General features: G+C 57.9%; 13 protein-coding genes. 5 read left to right on the top strand and 8 right to left on the bottom strand.

Annotated elements, in window-relative coordinates:
• Nucleotides 1–2 precede the first annotated feature (2 nt).
• Both ACN9MU_RS16845 and ACN9MU_RS16840 read left to right on the top strand, forming a co-directional pair.
• Complete coding sequence (locus ACN9MU_RS16845) at nt 3–1,715, top strand: molecular chaperone HscC (RefSeq protein ID WP_426344892.1); 1,713 nt, start codon at nt 3–5, stop codon at nt 1,713–1,715.
• A gap of 1 nt (nt 1,716) precedes the next feature.
• Nucleotides 1,717–3,072: a TonB C-terminal domain-containing protein gene (locus ACN9MU_RS16840; protein ID WP_426343122.1), complete on the top strand. Its 1,356-nt coding sequence runs from the start codon at nt 1,717–1,719 to the stop codon at nt 3,070–3,072.
• A gap of 7 nt (nt 3,073–3,079) precedes the next feature.
• Here the strand turns inward: ACN9MU_RS16840 and ACN9MU_RS16835 are convergent, their stop codons facing one another.
• On the bottom strand, nt 3,080–3,286 hold the full coding sequence (locus tag ACN9MU_RS16835) for a DUF3079 domain-containing protein (protein WP_426343121.1): 207 nt from the start codon (nt 3,284–3,286) through the stop codon (nt 3,080–3,082).
• A gap of 129 nt (nt 3,287–3,415) precedes the next feature.
• On the opposite strand from ACN9MU_RS16835, the gene ACN9MU_RS16830 reads away from it, so the two are divergent.
• On the top strand, nt 3,416–4,486 hold the full coding sequence (locus ACN9MU_RS16830) for a flavodoxin family protein (protein WP_426161489.1): 1,071 nt from the start codon (nt 3,416–3,418) through the stop codon (nt 4,484–4,486).
• Between the two features lie 50 nt (nt 4,487–4,536).
• Here ACN9MU_RS16830 and ACN9MU_RS16825 read toward each other — a convergent pair whose 3' ends face one another.
• Both ACN9MU_RS16825 and ACN9MU_RS16820 read right to left on the bottom strand, forming a co-directional pair.
• Complete coding sequence (locus ACN9MU_RS16825; protein WP_426343120.1) at nt 4,537–5,577, bottom strand: CAP domain-containing protein; 1,041 nt, start codon at nt 5,575–5,577, stop codon at nt 4,537–4,539.
• Complete coding sequence (locus ACN9MU_RS16820) at nt 5,570–5,965, bottom strand: PEP-CTERM sorting domain-containing protein (RefSeq protein WP_426335770.1); 396 nt, start codon at nt 5,963–5,965, stop codon at nt 5,570–5,572. Before ACN9MU_RS16820 ends, ACN9MU_RS16825 begins: the two co-directional genes overlap by 8 nt.
• A 141-nt stretch (nt 5,966–6,106) precedes the next feature.
• Between ACN9MU_RS16820 and ACN9MU_RS16815 the strand changes: the two genes are divergently transcribed.
• Nucleotides 6,107–6,430, top strand: a complete 324-nt coding sequence (locus ACN9MU_RS16815; RefSeq protein WP_426343119.1) for a hypothetical protein — start codon at nt 6,107–6,109, stop codon at nt 6,428–6,430.
• Here the strand turns inward: ACN9MU_RS16815 and ACN9MU_RS16810 are convergent.
• Nucleotides 6,397–8,184 carry an ABC transporter ATP-binding protein/permease gene (locus tag ACN9MU_RS16810; protein ID WP_426343118.1) on the bottom strand — a complete coding sequence of 596 codons (1,788 nt, stop codon included), beginning with the start codon at nt 8,182–8,184 and terminating at the stop codon, nt 6,397–6,399. The two genes, ACN9MU_RS16815 and ACN9MU_RS16810, sit on opposite strands and share 34 nt — an antisense overlap.
• 116 nt (nt 8,185–8,300) lie before the next feature.
• On the opposite strand from ACN9MU_RS16810, the gene ACN9MU_RS16805 reads away from it, so the two are divergent.
• Nucleotides 8,301–9,566, top strand: coding sequence for an ABC transporter substrate-binding protein (locus ACN9MU_RS16805; RefSeq protein ID WP_426161484.1), 1,266 nt, complete (start codon nt 8,301–8,303; stop codon nt 9,564–9,566).
• Between the two features lie 27 nt (nt 9,567–9,593).
• On the opposite strand, the gene ACN9MU_RS16800 is transcribed toward ACN9MU_RS16805, so the two are convergent.
• From ACN9MU_RS16800 to ACN9MU_RS16785, 4 genes are all read right to left on the bottom strand, one after another.
• Nucleotides 9,594–10,712: a hypothetical protein gene (locus ACN9MU_RS16800; RefSeq protein ID WP_426161483.1), complete on the bottom strand. Its 1,119-nt coding sequence runs from the start codon at nt 10,710–10,712 to the stop codon at nt 9,594–9,596.
• Nucleotides 10,713–11,093: 381 nt separating this feature from the next.
• Nucleotides 11,094–11,429 (bottom strand): hypothetical protein, encoded by a 336-nt coding sequence (locus ACN9MU_RS16795; protein WP_426335766.1) that lies wholly within the window; start codon nt 11,427–11,429, stop codon nt 11,094–11,096.
• A gap of 39 nt (nt 11,430–11,468) precedes the next feature.
• Entirely contained in the window at nt 11,469–12,140 is a 672-nt protein-coding gene (locus ACN9MU_RS16790; protein WP_426335765.1) for a hypothetical protein, read from the bottom strand.
• A gap of 389 nt (nt 12,141–12,529) precedes the next feature.
• Complete coding sequence (locus ACN9MU_RS16785) at nt 12,530–16,597, bottom strand: hypothetical protein (protein ID WP_426343117.1); 4,068 nt, start codon at nt 16,595–16,597, stop codon at nt 12,530–12,532.
• Nucleotides 16,598–17,082: the final 485 nt, after the last annotated feature.

Below are 17,082 nucleotides of genomic sequence, written 5' to 3'. Positions count from 1 at the left end.
AAATGATCGTCGGCATCGACCTCGGCACCACCAATAGCCTCATCGCCGCCTGGCACAACGGCGAGCCACGGTTGATCCCCAACAGCCTGGGGGAGTTCCTCACCCCGTCCTGCGTCAGCGTTGACGAAGACGGCACAATCCTGATCGGCAAGGCGGCACGCGAGCGCCTGCAGACCCACCCCACCAACAGCGCTGCCGTCTTCAAGCGCCATATGGGCAGCAACAAGCAGTTCACGCTCGGCGGGCGCAACTTCCGCGCCGAGGAACTGTCGGCGCTGATCCTGCGCGCCTTGAAAGAGGATGCGGAAGCGGCCCTCGGCCAGCCAATCACCGAAGCGATCATCACCGTTCCGGCCTATTTTTCCGACGCGCAGCGCAAGGCAACCCGCGCCGCAGGCCAGTTGGCAGGCCTCAAGGTCGAACGCCTCCTGAACGAACCGACGGCCGCCGCCCTCGCCTACGGCATTCACCAGCGCGGCAAGGAGACCCAGTTCCTGGTGTTCGACCTGGGCGGCGGGACCTTTGACGTTTCCGTACTCGACCTGTTTGAGGGCGTGATGGAAGTGCGGGCCTCCGCCGGCGACAACTTCCTGGGCGGCGAAGACTTCGTCAACCTGCTGATCGAGGAGTTCTTCAAGCAGGCTGCCATTCCCGTCGAGCTGAAACAGGACGGCCGGTTCATGCAAAGCCTGGTGGCGCAAGCCGAGCAGGCCAAGCGCAAGCTCAGCGAAGCGCCGGAAGCGCTGCTGCAGACCAACCACGCCGGCATCACCTATTCCATGCCGCTGGACGAAGCAGGCCTCGAACGCATTACCGCGCCCTTGCTGGCTCGCCTGCGTTCGCCGGTCGAGCGCGCACTGCGTGACGCCAACCTGCAGACTGCCAGCCTGGATAACATCGTGCTGGCCGGCGGCGCCACGCGCATGCCGATCGTGCGCCGCATGGTGGCGCGCATGTTTGGCCGCTTCCCATCCTGCGACATCAATCCGGATGAAGTGGTAGCGCTGGGCGCGGCCGTGCAAGCCGGCCTGAAAATGAACGATGCCGCCCTGGATGAAGTGGTCATGACCGACGTGGCTCCGTACTCGCTGGGCGTCGAGGTATCGATGCACCTGGGTGGCGACCAGTATTCGCACGGCCACTTCGATCCGGTCATCGAACGCAACACCGTGGTCCCGGTCAGCAAGGTAAAGAACTACCATCCGACCAGCGATCGGCAAACCGCCTTGCGCATCAACGTCTTCCAGGGTGAAGCGCGCATGGCCCGCGACAATATCGAGCTCGGAACCATCGAAGTACCGATTTCGCAGGTGCCCGGCCAGAACAACGGCGTGGACGTGCGCTTCACCTACGACGCCAACGGCTTGCTGCAAGTGGAAGCGACGGTGCTCCTGACCAAGCAGACCCACGCCCTGGTGATCGAAGGTAATCCAGGCATGCTGACCCAGGAAGAAATCAAGGAACGTTTCGCAGCCTTGTCCGAGCTGAAGATCCACCCGCGCGAGCGCATCGAATTCCGCACCATGCTGGCCCGCGGCGAACGCCTGTACCAGCAATTGCGCGGCGAAGCCCGCGAACACCTGGGCCGCCAGATCATGCAGTTCGAGCGCGCGCTGGAGGCGCAGGACATGCGGGTTTCGCGCCAGGCCGCCCGCACCTTCAACGAAGCGCTGGAATACTTCGAGCACCAGAGTTTCCTGAACCTGGATTCCTAGCATGCGCGACACTTTCCCCTTCCTGCTCCGGCTCGGCGTAGATGCCGGCGCGGACGCCAAGGATATTCGCCGTGCTTATGCGCGCGAGCTGAAAAAGATCGACCAGGAGGCTGACCCGGACGGTTTCCAGGAACTGCGCCAGGCCTATGAAGTAGCACTTCAATGGCAAGCGCACCAGGAAGTCGAGCGCCAGGCAGCGGCTCCCGCCGGCGTCGACGACGCGGGCACCCCGCTGGCCGCCGCCCCCGAAACCGAGCCAGTCATTGTCGCGCAGCCGGCTCCCGACGATCCATACCAACTCGCCGACCAGGCTTTCACACAATTCCAGTCCAGCGCACAGGAACTGGCGTCGAAAAACGAGAGCAGGCACCAGTCCCGCTGGCGGGAAGCGCTGCAGGCATCGCTATCACACGACAGCCTGCTCAATCTGACTGCGCGCACTATCTTCGAGGCACGCATTGCCCATCTCCTGGCCACCGGCTGGAAGCCCGGGCATGAAACCTTGTTCGTCGCCGCCAGCGAAGTACTGGATTGGGCACGCGACAGCCGCCGCATCCAGCAGTTTGGCGAGGCCGGCGCCATGGTGGACCGTGCCATAAACCAGTGGAAACTGTATGAATCGATGTCGGCACACGCCATGGGAACCGTCAAACAGTTGATCCAGACGGTCCGCAATACGCCAAATCCCGAACGCGTCGCGGCGAGGGACGACCTGATTCTGTTCCATCAGCTGACGGACCGCTTCTATCACTGGTTCTCAATCATCATCGATCGCGAGATCCTGCAGAAATGGCACCAGGCAGCGCAGGCCGAGATCGCGCGCAACGGCACAACGGGCGCCGTTCCGCGTGGCGAAGCTCCTGTGGAAAGCAGCGGCAAGTCGGGCTGGAGCTGGTCGGGCTGGCAGATCACTTTCATGATCATCCTGCTGGTAAAAGGATGCGCCGCGCTTCTTACCAGCGGCAGCCACGGACCAAGCTATACCTCCACGACGCGCCAAGCCGACCCGGTCGCCTACCAGAATGCGGTCAACCAGGCCATGCACGAAGAACTGCAAGCCGCCAGGACGCTGCAGATCGCCCCGGAAGAGACGCCGCCCACAGAGGAGCAGCTGGAGGCAGTTCGGCGACAGATCTTCTATGTACCGGAACGGGGCAAAGGGTCAGGAGTGCTGAAAGTGAGTTTCGACGTCGAGTTGGACGGGATGGGCAAAGTCATCAACGTGCAGAGAACCCAGTCATCCAGCGACCCGGCGTATGACGAAGCGGTTGCCCGGACCTTGCAACACACGAAGGTGTTCCCGCCGGGGACGCAGCGCAAGTTCCCGGTCTCGTATTCTTACAGGCTGCCTGAATAGGCCCGCGTCAGGTGCTCTTCTTCGCCTTGGCTTCCGGCTGGGGTTCCAGGAGGGGCGATTCCCACTCCATCCAGTCGGGTCCAAACAGCTCCGATGGATGCTGGGTTCGCTCGGAACCGTTGCCGCACGCCAGGCTGTCAGCGGGACAGTACTTGTCGCAACCCCAGCAGACCCGCTCCGGGTGCAAGGGAATGATTGGAAACTTCTTTGCCATGCTTCAATCCTAGCCCTCCCGCCCCCGCCTCAACCTTAATCCAGATCAAGTTTCCGCTGACCTTGCGTTCGCTGTCGAACTGACCCGCTGATCCTGCCATGGCACATTGCCCGTGTATGGGAGACAAACATGACTGAAGTCCGCAAGGGCCAGGCCCCCGCCAAGCTGGAACGCGCCGAGTTCCACCTGCGCTTTACGCGCAATTTTGCCGACCCGCGCTTCGACAGACTGCGCGACGAGGTGGCGAAGCTGGAGGAAGTGGCGTGGCAAGATTTCAGCGACAGCCGCAAGGCGCCGGTGACGGAACCGGCCGGGTCGGGATATGCCGATCCTGGCTACGAGCTGTCAGTTGAATGGAAGGCCGCTGCTGCCCGCCTGCAAGCAGCCGAACAGCGACAGAAAGATCCGGCCACGCCTTCACGCGTCCTGTTGATCTGCGGCGCCGCGCGGAATGACGGCACCTGCCCCGGCGAAATGTCGAAAACCTGGCGCATGCTCAAGCTGGCGGAGGCCACGCTGGCCAGCGAAGGAATCGATACCGACGTCCTGGATCTGAGCCGCCTGACCTCCGAGTTTGAATTGCGCATCCATCCGTGCAAGGGCTGCGTTTCCACCGCCATGCCGCTTTGCCACTGGCCCTGCAGCTGCTACCCCAATCACGGCCTTGGCCAGGTCAATGACTGGATGAACGATATATATGAAAAGTGGGTGTCCGCGCACGGTGTCATCATCTTTACGCCGGTGTACTGGTACCAGGCGCCTTCCGTGCTGAAGCTGATGATCGATCGCCTGGTATGCGCAGACGGCGGCAATCCCGACCCGACCAGCACCCATGGCAAGAAGCCCGAGGAAGCCAAGGCCCTGGAGCTGGCCGGCTGGCCCTACCCCAAACACCTGGCCGGGCGCGCCTATGGCCTTGTGGTGCATGGCGACGTCGCCGGCGTGGAAAGCCTGCGGCGCAATCTCTCCGACTGGCTCGATTGGATGGAGTTGATCGATGCCGGCGCGCAGGCCCGGCTTGACCGCTACCTTGGCTATTACGAGCCTTACGCCACTAGCCACGATGCGATGGACAAGGACGAAGCCCTCAAGCAAGAAGTCCGCAACGTCGCGCGCGCCGTCGGGCATGCCGTGCGCATGCTGCGCTCAGGCACCCTTGCGCGGCCCGATAAAGGCGTGCGTTCCCCGCGCCCGAAGTAAATGAAATGGGCCGGCAATCCGCACAGGATTGCCGGCCCTCGGTACAAGCATTACTGTGCGGCGGTTGTGAACGTCCAGGACTTGTTGATGGTCTTTCCATCCACGACAGCGATCAGCGCCACGTTGTAGGCGGTAGCGGCCTTCAGCCGCAGCACCGGCACCAGCGTTGCGGTGAAACCTTGCATGTTCCCGTCATCCGTCAGCGCAGGACCATTGCTCGCGATGACCGGGCCCAGCTTGCCTCCCTTGTTCACCAGGATGCGCGCTTCGACTGCCGTGCCGCCCGCAGGCGTTAGCGTGAACTGGCTGATCGCAATCGGCGCCGTCACTGCCATGCCCCTGGTTTCGAAACTGACCGTTACGGGCGTGCCCGCTTCGACCAGGTCCGGCACAGGCGTTGGCGTTTCGGTGCGATTGAAGAAGACAAAAGGCACGTCCGCCTGGTTTGCGTAGGGATATGCGCGAATACTGCCCGCGCCCGGCAACTGCGCCGCTTGCGTAGTACTCGTCGCAACGTCCACCACGCACAGGGTCGACGCGCCCTCCGCCGGGTTGAAGTTGTTTGCCGCTACACCGATGTCGATGGTGCTGGCAAACAGCAGGGCCGCGTGATAAACCGAATTGGCCCACTCCGCAACACAGGTCATGTATTTGTCCGTACCGACTGTGCTGAAGATCGCCTCCCCCGAAACCGAGGCGGTATAGCCCGCCGCGGCAATCCGGTCCCCCGCGCGAACGCCTGTGTACCCAGGCTTGCCCGCCGTTTCGCCATGCAGTTCGCTGATGCCGTTCTGGTTGATGTAGCTCCAGTGCGCCCCCGCCGACTTGTCCAGCAACAGGCTCTGGGCAAGCAACCCGGAACCGATCTTGCTGCGCAAGGCATTGATGGCGTTGAAGATGCTCAGGTTGCCACTGCCTGCCGCGTAAGTCGGCGCCGGAACCGACGTGACGATGTTGCCTTCGGTAGGCGATGGCGTCTGCGTGGTTGGAGCAGGAGACACTACCGGCGCGCCCCCCGAGCCACCGCCGCCACCGCAAGCCGCCAGCAGCAAGGCCAGGGCAAGCGCCGGAAAACTCCGCGAGTTACGCATGGAATCCCCCACGGCGACGCAGGAAGAGCAAGGCACAGCCCAAGCCCAGCAAGGCGGCGGTGCCTGGCTCAGGGATGGCCGCTGGCGCTTGCGGCAAATCCACCACCGCAATAACTTCAGGTGCAGTGGTCTGGACCGGCATCGAGGGGATGAATACCTCAACGACCGGAAGGATTTCCTGTGGCGTCGGGATGGAGATCGGCGAGACCGACGGCGTATTGTCGAAACTCGTCAACGGCAAACTGCTGAAAGACTGTGAAGCGGTATTACTGTAGTTCATGAAGCTAAATTCGATACTGTTTACGGTGCCAGGACCGGCAATCGCTTGAGCACCCGCCAGAACGGAGCAGGCCAGCAGGCAAGACTTGAACAGCGTATTAGCTTTCATATCGCGCTCCATATTTAGGTTGAGAAAACTACAAGCTGACCGAAGCATCAATCATGCCTACGAAATAAGTACTTGATTATGCAGAGTTAGCAAAATCTGTTACGAGGGATGTGTTAAATTTTACGACATCAAACTTTGCACTTGGGAAACAATACGAACGCCAGCCGCCAGGCGAGCGCTAGTACACGTTCGACTTTGATAACATACGCGATTCCCTTACAAGAACAGCAGGAAGAAAAGCAGGTGTCAACTTGGGTAATTGCCTACCGGAATGCCGACCGGTCTGAGCATCAGATACAGGCAAAGGCGGCTGGCGTGCTGACGGAGCAAGGTGCAGCCATGCTGGTGAGCGACTACCTACGGCAGCAACAGGCAAGCAGCACTGACACCCCGTTAGCTGCCGAGCAGTACAACTTCCAGATCATCCGCATTCATCGGGTTCCCGGGGACGTTGAAAGCGCGTGAGCCACCTCACGCAATTCCCATCCGCCGTCGCCTTTCAAGTGCAGCACATGCGTATGGTGGCGCCTGACGGCTGCCCGGTGGGCAATGCTGATCAGGGTAGCGCCGCTTTCACGCAGGCTTTTGTAGAGCGAAGCCTCATTGCCGCTGTCGAGCGCGCTGGTCGCTTCGTCCAGGATCACGATGCTCGGTTCATGCACCAGCACACGGCCAAAGGCGAGCCGCTGCTGCTCGCCCACCGATAGCAGTTTTTCCCAATCCTGTACCGCATCGAGCCCGCCGACACGCTCGGCGAGCTGCGGCAGGTGTACTTGCACCAGGATCTCCAGCAACTGCTCGTCGCTCAGCCGCGTCTGCACGCTTGGGTAGATGAGCTGGCTGCGCAGCGTGCCCTGCTGCAGGTAAGGCTGCTGTGGCAGGAAGAAAAAGTCTTCCAGCGGCGGATGATGAATCAGGCCGCTGCCGGTATCCCAAAGGCCGGCGATTGCTCGCAACAGCGAGCTTTTTCCGCAACCGCTATCGCCTGTAATAAGCAGCGCATCGCCCGGCGCCAGGACGAAAGACAAGTCTTTCACGAGTACGCGCTCGGACTGCGGTGGACACACCGTCAGGGCATCGACGGCGATCTGCTTGCCAGGCCGCATCCTGATCCGCGGACGTGTTTTCCCGCTAACTGCCTCGCCCTCCGGCACCGGCAGCACGAGCTTGGACAGGGTTTGCAGGCGCTCCGTACCCGCCACGAAGCGGCTCAGGCTCTCAAAGTTATCGACGATCACACCCACAGCGCCAAGCACTGCAGTAAAGGCGCCTGCCGCCTGGATTGCCCGCCCTACTTCCAGTTGGCCGGAAAGCACGCCTTCGGCGAGAATCACCCCGGGCAGCACCAATGTGAGTTGGCTGAACGTGCGCTGGAACAAATTCAGGGTGCGCTGCTTCTTGATGAGCCTGCTGAAATTGTGGAACAGCTTGTCGAATTTGCCGTCGAGGTAAGCACGCTCTTGCGCCTCGCCCCGGTAAAAGGCGATCGATTCGGCATTCTCACGCAAACGCATCAGGCCGAAGCGAAAATCCGCTTCGCGCCGCAATTGCGAGAAATTGAGACGGATCAGTGGCGTGCCAAAGACGTAGAGCGCGACCACGGTACCCGTCAGGGCGTACACGGCCAGCACGCCAACCAGCAGATGCGAAATCGACCAGAGCACCGCGCTGAACGCCACCAGCTGCATGATCGAGCCCAGAAAGATCAGCAGGAAATGGATCGAGCGGCCGGTGAATGTGTTGACATCTTCGCTGATACGCTGGTCCGGGTTATCGATCTCGCCTTCCGAGGTCAGTTCGTAGTATTTGCGCCCCTGCAGATAGCCATCGAGGAAGCGTCCAGTGAGCCAGCGCCGCCACTGGTTGGCGAACATGTCCCGCATGTAGTAGTAGAAGGCGTAGATTGGCACTGCAAACACCAGGATCAGCAGGCAAGCCCGCACCGACTGCCAGAAACGGTCGCCATCCCGACCGGCCAGCGCCGAAGTCATCTCGCCGGACTGGTTGTTCAGCATCACGGCAAGCTCGGTTTCGGCAAGCATCAGCACAATCAACAGCAGCAGCAAGCCCCAGGCAGACCTCTTTTCATCTCCAAGCCAGTACGGCTTTGCCACGCTGATGAATTGCCTCCATGCGGCCAGCGACAATGGGGGAACACGGCGCCGTCTCGATGGCGCTGGTTCATCCGGAATTGCAGAGGGATTTGCTGTCATCTTCATAGCCTGAGCATACGACTCAGCATAAAGCCACTCCGTGCGGAAACGGACATAGCCCGAATCGGTGCGTCGCGCTGGCCTCCGTTGACACGATTCGTTGTTGCGGACAAACTTGTTTCATGCTGGCTACGCAGACGAAGCGATCGATCCACATGGTTGACCGTCGCCGAATTTGGCTGATGGGAGTGGCGCTATGCCTGTCATCCAGCCTGCCATCGATCGCTGTAGGGGCCGAACAATTGGTCGTCGACTATATCGTGTCGCACAGCGCCCAAAGGACTGCGTGGATACGCATCATCAATGAATTCTCGAAGGCAAACCCCGATCTAGAGGTGGTACATCACGGTTATCCGCAGGAGCAATACAAGCGCAGTTTCTCCGCGCGGCTGCGCAGCGGCCAGGTCGACCTGGCATTCTGGTACGCGGGAGAGCGGCTGCGCGACGCAGTCCAAAGCAAGCTGCTGGTGCCGCTTGATGCCGATACGGTGGCGCTGCTGAAAAAGAAGAAGTTCTACCCGGTCACGCTGGAGGGAACCCGGATCGACGGCGAGGTATTCGGATTCCCGATGTATTACTACCCTTGGGGCTTCGTCTATCGGAAATCGCTGTTCCAAAGCCTCGGGATCGAACCACCGGCATCGTGGAATGATTTCTTGAAAGTCTGCGAACGCCTGAAAGGTGCTGGCGTAACCCCGCTCGGCTTGGGAGCCGCGCACAACTGGCCTGCCACCGGCTGGTTCGACTATTTCGATTTGCGCCTCAATGGCCTGGAATTCCATCGCAAAGTACTGCGCGGCGATGTGCCCTTTACCGATCCCCGCGTTCGAAAAGTATTCGATGCCTGGGGTGAACTGCTGCGTAAAGGCTACTTCTTCGAACCGACCATCGAGCTCGATCACGAACGCGTATTGCCTTACATCTATCGCAAGCAGGTGGGCATGACGTTGATGGGGAGCTTTGTTGCCGCAAAATTTCCCGAGGCGATTGCGGACGATATGGGCTTCTTTGCATTTCCAGGCATTGTTCGCGACATGCCGCAATATGAAGACGCGCCGCTGGACGTGCTGGTCTTGCCATCGCGAGCAGCAAATCCCCACGGTCGAAAGCGCTTCCTGACCTTCCTCGCCGAAACCGGCGCCATCCGCCACATCGCCGAAGCGGACCAGACCTTGCCCGCGCAAGCCGACGCTTCGTTTGGGAATATCCGGCTGGGAGATGAAGCCCGCCAGGTGCTGGCCAGCGCAGCCGGCTTGAGTCCATTCTTCGACCGGGAAGCGAACTCGGAGTTGGTCGGCCCCGTCTTCGAGGGCTTGCGACAATTCTTGAAATTCCCGCATGACACGGAAAAGGCCGTCCTCACCATTGAAACGCTACGCCAGAAATAGCGGCATAGCGCGTGCCCGGTACGGCACCTATTTGGGTTTGCCGCAGGAGTTCAGGTCTTTGCCCATGTCGGCCAGGCCCCGTTTGGTGCCCATTTCCAGATGCAAGGCCATTTCCACGGGATCGTATCCTAGCTCGTGGGTTCCAATGATGATGAAGGTGTCTCCGCGCCGCCATGCATTCGCCTCGCCGTGGAAGTAGGTGCCGATCTGCATCGATTGATATTCGTCGGTGATGTCCTTTTGATCCTTGAAGGCAGCACGCGCGAATTCAATGTCTTCCCGGCTCCCACGCATGAGCAGGCCCATCGCTTCAACATCTTCAGCTTCGTCGATTTGTCCATCACTCAGTTTAACAAAGCGATAACCTGCCAACTCATCGGCATCGTGACCAACTCGGCGTAAGAGTGCCACTGCTTCGTCTGGCGTCCGAGAAATCTCCCGCCCGTACAGTTCCAAATTGGTGAGCGGTTTGAGGTCATGAACAAATTTTCCTTCAACAAACGCCGCACCGCCGAGCGTCCGAGGAATGCGAGCAATTCTAGACACAGGCACTAACGGAGCAAGGAACTCTAGCGACAAGCCAAACGCCGGAGTTTCATACCCTGCACGCAATTCGGCAGGACGAGGCAAGTCCCAGCCAGCAGCACGGTACGCTCCGCGTTGCATCATGCCCAGTGGCGTGTATTCACCCAACTCTGCTGCATCCATTGCAAGGTTCCATGGAACTTTCGCAGAGTCCTTCACTGCGCTCCATAGACTCTTGTTATCTTTGGTTGTGGGAGCAAATTCTCCTGTGCCCGTACCGAAATCAGTGGCCAGTTGGGCAAGGCGCCTGCGCACGGCGGCACTTTCAGCTTTTTGCTTATCGGACGAAGGCAGTTGACGGCCATTAGCTGCCGGACCAATGTCGTCTCCAAGTGCGAGCCAGTTTCTAGCCACATCGGCGGCAAGTGGTCCCGCCCCCTCGCTCAATGCCAATTTCTGATCGTCTGAGATTTCCGAGCCAGCAGAATATTCCGGGTCAAAGTCAACCCTCACATTGCCTAGACTGAAGCCTCCCGTGCTCTTTAATCTCATTCCCGACTTCATTCCACCGACACTGTATAACTTCTTGCGTGTGGCCTCATCCTGTCCTCCTTGTTGCATCTGTTCCGCTAGGCTGGACCCGATAGCATTGCCGAATGCAACTATCGCAATACTTAGATAGCCGCAACTATCCTTGAGGCTTGAGGGCTGCCGAGAATACTCCCATCAGGTGCAACCAAGTGACTGCCGTTAATAGAATTCCTGTGCCAATTGATGATAGATGCTTCAAATCGCAAAGGTCTTTATTTCCCAATAATCGCATCAGCGAAAACACTAAGCAGAATTGCATAATTAAAAAGGTCGCCGCACCAAACAAAAATATAGAAATCTCTGCAGTTGAAGATACCTCAGTGCCCAACTTGAGATAGTCAACAACATAAATTGAAGATATGAATACAAGATAGCTCAATTCAGATATCAATAGCAATCTAAACCCATTCTTCATTTTAGTCCATTCTTTTGAATTCTTACTGCAGTTGTTACGTTGTCGCCATAAGGATTGCCTTTCCACGTGAATTTAAGTGGCAAGTTCCCAAACACCTCATACTCGCGAGCTATGCCCTGCTTATGGAATTTCCCCATAAAATCATCGGATATATCTTTTCCAAATGAATCGAACGACTGGCCGGAATTCCAGTTGTATTTATCGTAAATTTTAAGATCAAAACTCATGCTGTAGTCATTTCCGGATCTAGTAGCGGTAGCAGTAGACCAGCCTGAAAATGTTCCTATTGCACGAATCCAATTTTCATCTCCGGAAAATCGTCGCTGCTCCATTGCGTTGATGTAAAAGTAATAGTTTCGCCATCGCGCAGATTATCTTGAGCAAAAGATAAGTGCTGCGTTACGTTGATTTATATAAAAATCACGTCCAGCCGGCGTTGTTTCGACAATACGCTGCAGGTTTACTGTTAAAGGCTCACCGGTATTTTCGAAGTAGTGGCGCAAGTGCGCCACGGCATCCGGCCAAATAACCTCTACGCCATTAAGCGAAGAAAGAATGCTCTGCTTTTCCATTCTCGATACTAGCGTCGCATCCTCACTTTTCCAAGTGCCACTTCCGATATCAGGACGGCGTGGTGGATCGCTTGCGCCTATCCGAAACACAGGATCAACCTCTTCGCCTTTGGCGACCCAGTTTTTTGGTTCCTTGACATTATAGTCCTTCGGATAAGGGATAAGTTCATCTGACCGTACTCTGCTTTTGTTAACTTGCTCCCAAAGCGATTTCTTTTTGTAATCGCCGATGAACCCTGCATCCAGGTAGTCGGCGTCATCTGTTCCTGGATGATATACGCCATCAGTGAGCTGCAATCCATATGTCGCTGCATATGCCTCTGCCAACGACCGAGGCTTCGGCACTAGATAATTTTGCGAAGAACTTGCCTCCCACACTTCTTTCTCAATTTGGGCTTCTTCCTGACCGGCGCGCATCTGATCGGCTTCAATTTGTGCGCGTCGCGCAGCATCCTTCCCTGCTTCTACCAAGGTGCTCCCTAACGCATTGCCGAATGCATTTGGCCTAGCCCGACGCGGCGATAGTCATGACTGCCTGGCATAGGATCAAGTCTCGCGATTCCCAGTGCGAATGCCCCAGAGTATCTCTTCGATTGACTTTACTGTTAGTCGACCTTCGTGGAATTCGGCCGCAGCAAAGTAATTAATCGCATTCTTTGTTAGCACCTCTAGCCGTTCAATTGTCTGCGTGTCGCGATTCCAACATGACTTTAGAGTCTCAAACTTTGCCGCACAGCTTGCGCGGTTCTGTTCGTGACTGAACATAGACGTTCCTTCCGGTTGGTCAGCGGTAAAACTCATATATGTCAATTCCCCGGCGTAGTCCGTAAGGGCCTTTTTGAGCTTTGTTTCCGACATATTTATTTCTTCCTATAAATGGTACTTGCGGGCTGGTTCGGCGAAATATTGGTCCAGGAACTTGCACCGTTTTTCAACGTAACACTAACCTGGGGCGTTGACGCAGATTTAACTCCAAGTGTGGCGTCCAAAACATGAATATCTTGAACTCCAAAGCGCATTAGGAGATCAGGACGCTTATACGTCGATGGATCAGAGTACCGATAAAAGTGCCTGTCGAGCGAAACGACACTAAATGGACCATCTGGGACACCATAAAAAGCAAGCACCTTCTCCATTGCAGTCTTTGCGAATCGATCTGTTGCTCCGCCTTTCGCGATTTGTTCAGCGGTATAGCGATCCTTGAAATAGCTATACGGCACGAACAACTCGCCCCGTTCCAACTGTTGCGATGCAATTGTGTGTCCCATGTCAACTGCCGACTGGTACTCTTTCTGCAGCATTGCCCTGAAGGCTTCAGGCGTATGCCCGCTATTCCCGATGAACTTGATCGAAAGATCGCTATTGAGTGCAATCGCCCCCATCTTTTCTAGTGCTACGAGCCGGCTGTACTCGATATGATTTTCAAGTACCGAGGCACTAAAATCTGGCACCTCTATTCGCCTGCTCGAACCGTCGAGCGCAGGCAAATAACGTTTTCCAAGGTCAGGGGCATTGTAACCATCGCTGGATAATTCTTGTCGGACTTTCTCAATAAACTCACCACGCTGTAAATGTCGTGTCCATTCACCAACTAAGGCAATGTCATTCTTGGCCTGAGCATAGTCACCAAGTTGATCAATGTCCGAAAGCGCCTCTGCGAGACTGTGTGCCCGCCCATTTATCGCCAACTCAAATTGAGCCGACAATGGGCCTCGATTCATTGGTCGTGGCGCTGAACGCCCCCCACCACCGGGAATGAACTTCTCGTCATCTTCTACGTCAGAATCCAATGACGCTCTCAGATCGCCGCCTGAGCGAAGCGCATCTAAATACTGACCCAGTTTAATTGGCGTTAACGGCGCCGGCGCCTGTTCTTGTTGCTTAGTCCACCGATATAAATCCGCTTCAGCGTCTTCGCGTCCCGAACGCATCTGATCCTCGGCTATCTGAGCACGTCGCGCGCTGCCGTTCATTGTTTCAACCAGACTTGACCCGACTGCATTGCCGAATGCATCTGTCGCCACCTGAGCTACGCTTATCTTCCCTCCACGCATAGCAGCGGTTGCGGTCCCCGCTGCAAATCCGACAAGAGAGGCTTTGAACAATCGCTCGCCCCAATCCATCTGGGCGACGGCAACTTTATCATTAAGGTTCAGCCCATCCCCCATGGCCTTGCCCACTGCGCTACCGACTGCGGCTGCTACGACCCCGCGCCACTTGAATCCGTTCTGAAGGCCCAGCACGATGCTGACGCCTTGTGTCATTGCATTGCTCAACGCACCTCTCATCGCTGCGCCGGCAATACCCTCGCCCACTCCGCTCATCCCAGCAGTGATCGCAGCACCGATACCGGAAACCGCGACCTGTTTCCAACTGAACTTGGACTGGTACCCCATGGCGACCGAGGCGCCTTGAGTGATGGCACTGCCGACCATCGCGCCGGCCGCCGCCCCCGCCATACTTGCCGCAGTGGCAGCGGCCCCCGTCCACGCCGCCTCGGCTGCAAGTTTCGCTGCCCACTCCTGGCCGTATATGGTCGCGACAACGATCACAACAACGGCGACAATTTGCCCAACCACACCGCATCCCTTGCTGCCCGCCGGGGCAGCTGGGATCGGCATTGCAGGCGTGGTATTACCAACCGCATCGGCCGCGTCGTACGGCTTGAAGGTCTGGTAGTCGTTGCGGACCGTATTCACGCGCGCTGGAATACGCAGCGTCTTGCCGACAGCGAGCTGCTCGTCACCTGCCATGCCGTTGGCGTCGGCGATCAGGTACCACAGCTTGCTGTCACCCCAAAGCGCTTGCGCGATGCTCGATGGCGTCTCGCCGCTGCCGCGCACCACGTAGGCGCTTGGCGGCGCCGACAGGCCACTGGCGGTCGCTGGCTGGTAGGTGTTGACGAAGCTGGCGTCGTAATCGTTCACCTTGCTGCGGCCCAGCAGTTGGCCGTTGACGATCAAGGAGTACGTATCGAGCCCGCCGTCATTCCTGATCAACATCTGGCCGTTGACATCGTTGATGAAGGTGCGGGACTTCTCTACCGCGTCGTCCGGCTTTTCAATGACTTTGACGGCGAAGCCATTGCTGTCGTATTGGGTCGTGGTGTATGAGATCCCATCTGCGTTGCGCGCCGATGCGAGCGATTCTTTCGCCGTATCAAACCAAAGGTAGTCCGTGGTGAACTGCGTGACCGGTCCGCCGTTAGGCGGCACGACAATGTAGCCGCGCAGGTTGCCCGCCTTGCTGTAACCGATATGCGTCCCGTCGATCACGTAGCCGGTAACCATCTTGAAGAAGATGTCGTCCAGGGCGTTGTTGCCCAGGTCGCGCATCTTCTGGCGCGTCATGCGGCCTGCGGCGTCGTATTCGGTAATCCGGTATTCCTTGGCCAGCTTCCATTCGTCCATCAGCCAGCCCCAGGTCGCGTCTGCGTCGACGCCGGAGCGCACCACGCGGCCTGCGCCATCGTAATAACGCAGGTCGATCAGGTTTTCATCGCGGAAGGTCTGCTGCAGGCGGCCCGCGCCGTCATATTCGAATCGTTCGGTGACCACCGCGTTCGAGGCGTGGTACTTGTCGCTGGTACGATTGCCGGCCCAGTCGTAAGTGATTTCGTGGCTGCCCTGGCCAAATTGGGCAATCTGGCGCGTGTTCCCTGGAAGGAGTTCGAACGTGACTATGCCATCGACCAGGGTCTGGCGATTCATCGCATCGAACTTGTTCATTACCCAGCGCTCGTTTTCCTGCCCGCTGTCGTTCGTGTACGTCGTGCGGACTGTCTCCCTGTTGCCAGCCGCATCATAAGTGATCTGCAGGTCGAAACGGCCATCACCGACGTGGACCATACGGCCCAGCTGGTCGTATTCGATGGAATTGTTCTGCACCACCCGGCCACCTGCTTCCGTCCTTTCGCGCAGGTGGTTGCCGGCCAGGTCGTAGGCGTAACTGGTCACCTTGTTGTTGGTGAGGTCGTCGATCCGCATCAGGCGGTCGCCATCATAGGTGTATTTCAGGTTCTGGCCCGGCAGCGTGCCGCGCTCGGGCGAAGTCTGTGTCGCCAACTGGCCGAGGCCGGTGTACGTGTAGGTCGTCCTGACGTTACCGCCGTTGGTGTGCGAGGCAAGCCGCCCGGTGAGCGGGTCGTACTCCCAGTACTGAATGCGCGGGCCGCCGTCGTCCATCATCACCATGGCGGTCTTGTGGCCAAAGGCGTCATAGGCGTAGGAGGTGGTCACGCCTACCTGGTCAACTTCGGCCAGGATATTGCCGGCGTGGTCGTAACGCACCACACGCTTGCCGTTCATGCCGTCCGTGGTCACCGTGCGGCGGCCAAGCTCATCGTATGCATACGACTCGGCCACTTCGCCTTCTGCGTTCAGTTGTCCAGCCCACAAGCTGCCATTGCTGTCTTCGTAGGTATGCCAGGTTTCGGCAAAGTTGGAGACTTTGCTCAAATGGGCCAGGTGATCATAGGCGTATTGGGTGTGGACGCTTCGGTCTGCACTGGTAAAGGTAAACATGTCGGTGCGGTCACCAAACATGCTGTACTTGTACTCGATCAGGCCACCGTCGGCGTGATGTTCTTCACCCAGCTGGCCATCGGCGTCATAGACCTTGCGCTGCAGGTTAAGGCGGCCATCCCGTTGGCCGACTTCGCGGCCGGCTTCATCGAAATAGGTTTCGCCCAGATAGCGCACTTCGCCAAGGGCACTGTCCACTGCCTCCTGCTTGACCATCTGGTTATTGTCGTTATAGCTATAACGGATGAACCAGTCTGGATTGCGGGGATCGGTCACTTCCAGCACGTTGCCCCAGCGGTCCAGGCGCTGCATGCTGGTGGCGCGCACATTCTGCTCGACCGGCCCGGCCGTGCTGCCAAGGTATTTGACAGTGCGTTTGCCCGCATCATCGATGGTGACCAGCACCTGGGCAGTTTCCGCTCAGAACAGCCAGACCCGCCTTTTGATCAGATGTCCAAAAGACAGACCTGGCATTGGCCCACTGGCTCACAGACTACGAGAGGATACGAGCAAGACACGAACTGGATACGGGACTGTCTTTGCCGCCCCCTCACGAATAGCATGCTTGCTTTTGGCAGCAGCCCCTCTCGCGCCCCCGCTATTGTCCAATTACATTGGGGGCAAAAATACTTCCACTACGACTTCGCCAGTTAATCGATCGACTTTGGCGCAGCTTATCACCTTTGCATCCTGAGGCCTATCCGTTGCAATATATAGTTCAAAAACACCCTCTGTATCTGTTATCCCCGACCCTAGAGTGAGATTCCTTTCTTCCTCCGGGGTCGGAGGTACATATCCGACCAAAGCCGCCTTGGTGGCTTCCTTGGCTATCGCCTCCATCTCGGAAAGATTCAACTTGCGCCTTCTTTCAATTACCATGGTTTCCACCC

The sequence above is a fragment of the Pseudoduganella sp. R-32 genome (assembly GCF_049913245.1).
In the GTDB taxonomy this organism is placed as follows: domain Bacteria; phylum Pseudomonadota; class Gammaproteobacteria; order Burkholderiales; family Burkholderiaceae_D; genus Rugamonas.
Note: the sequence above shows the minus strand (reverse complement) of the source record. Positions and strands in the feature narration are given on the sequence as shown.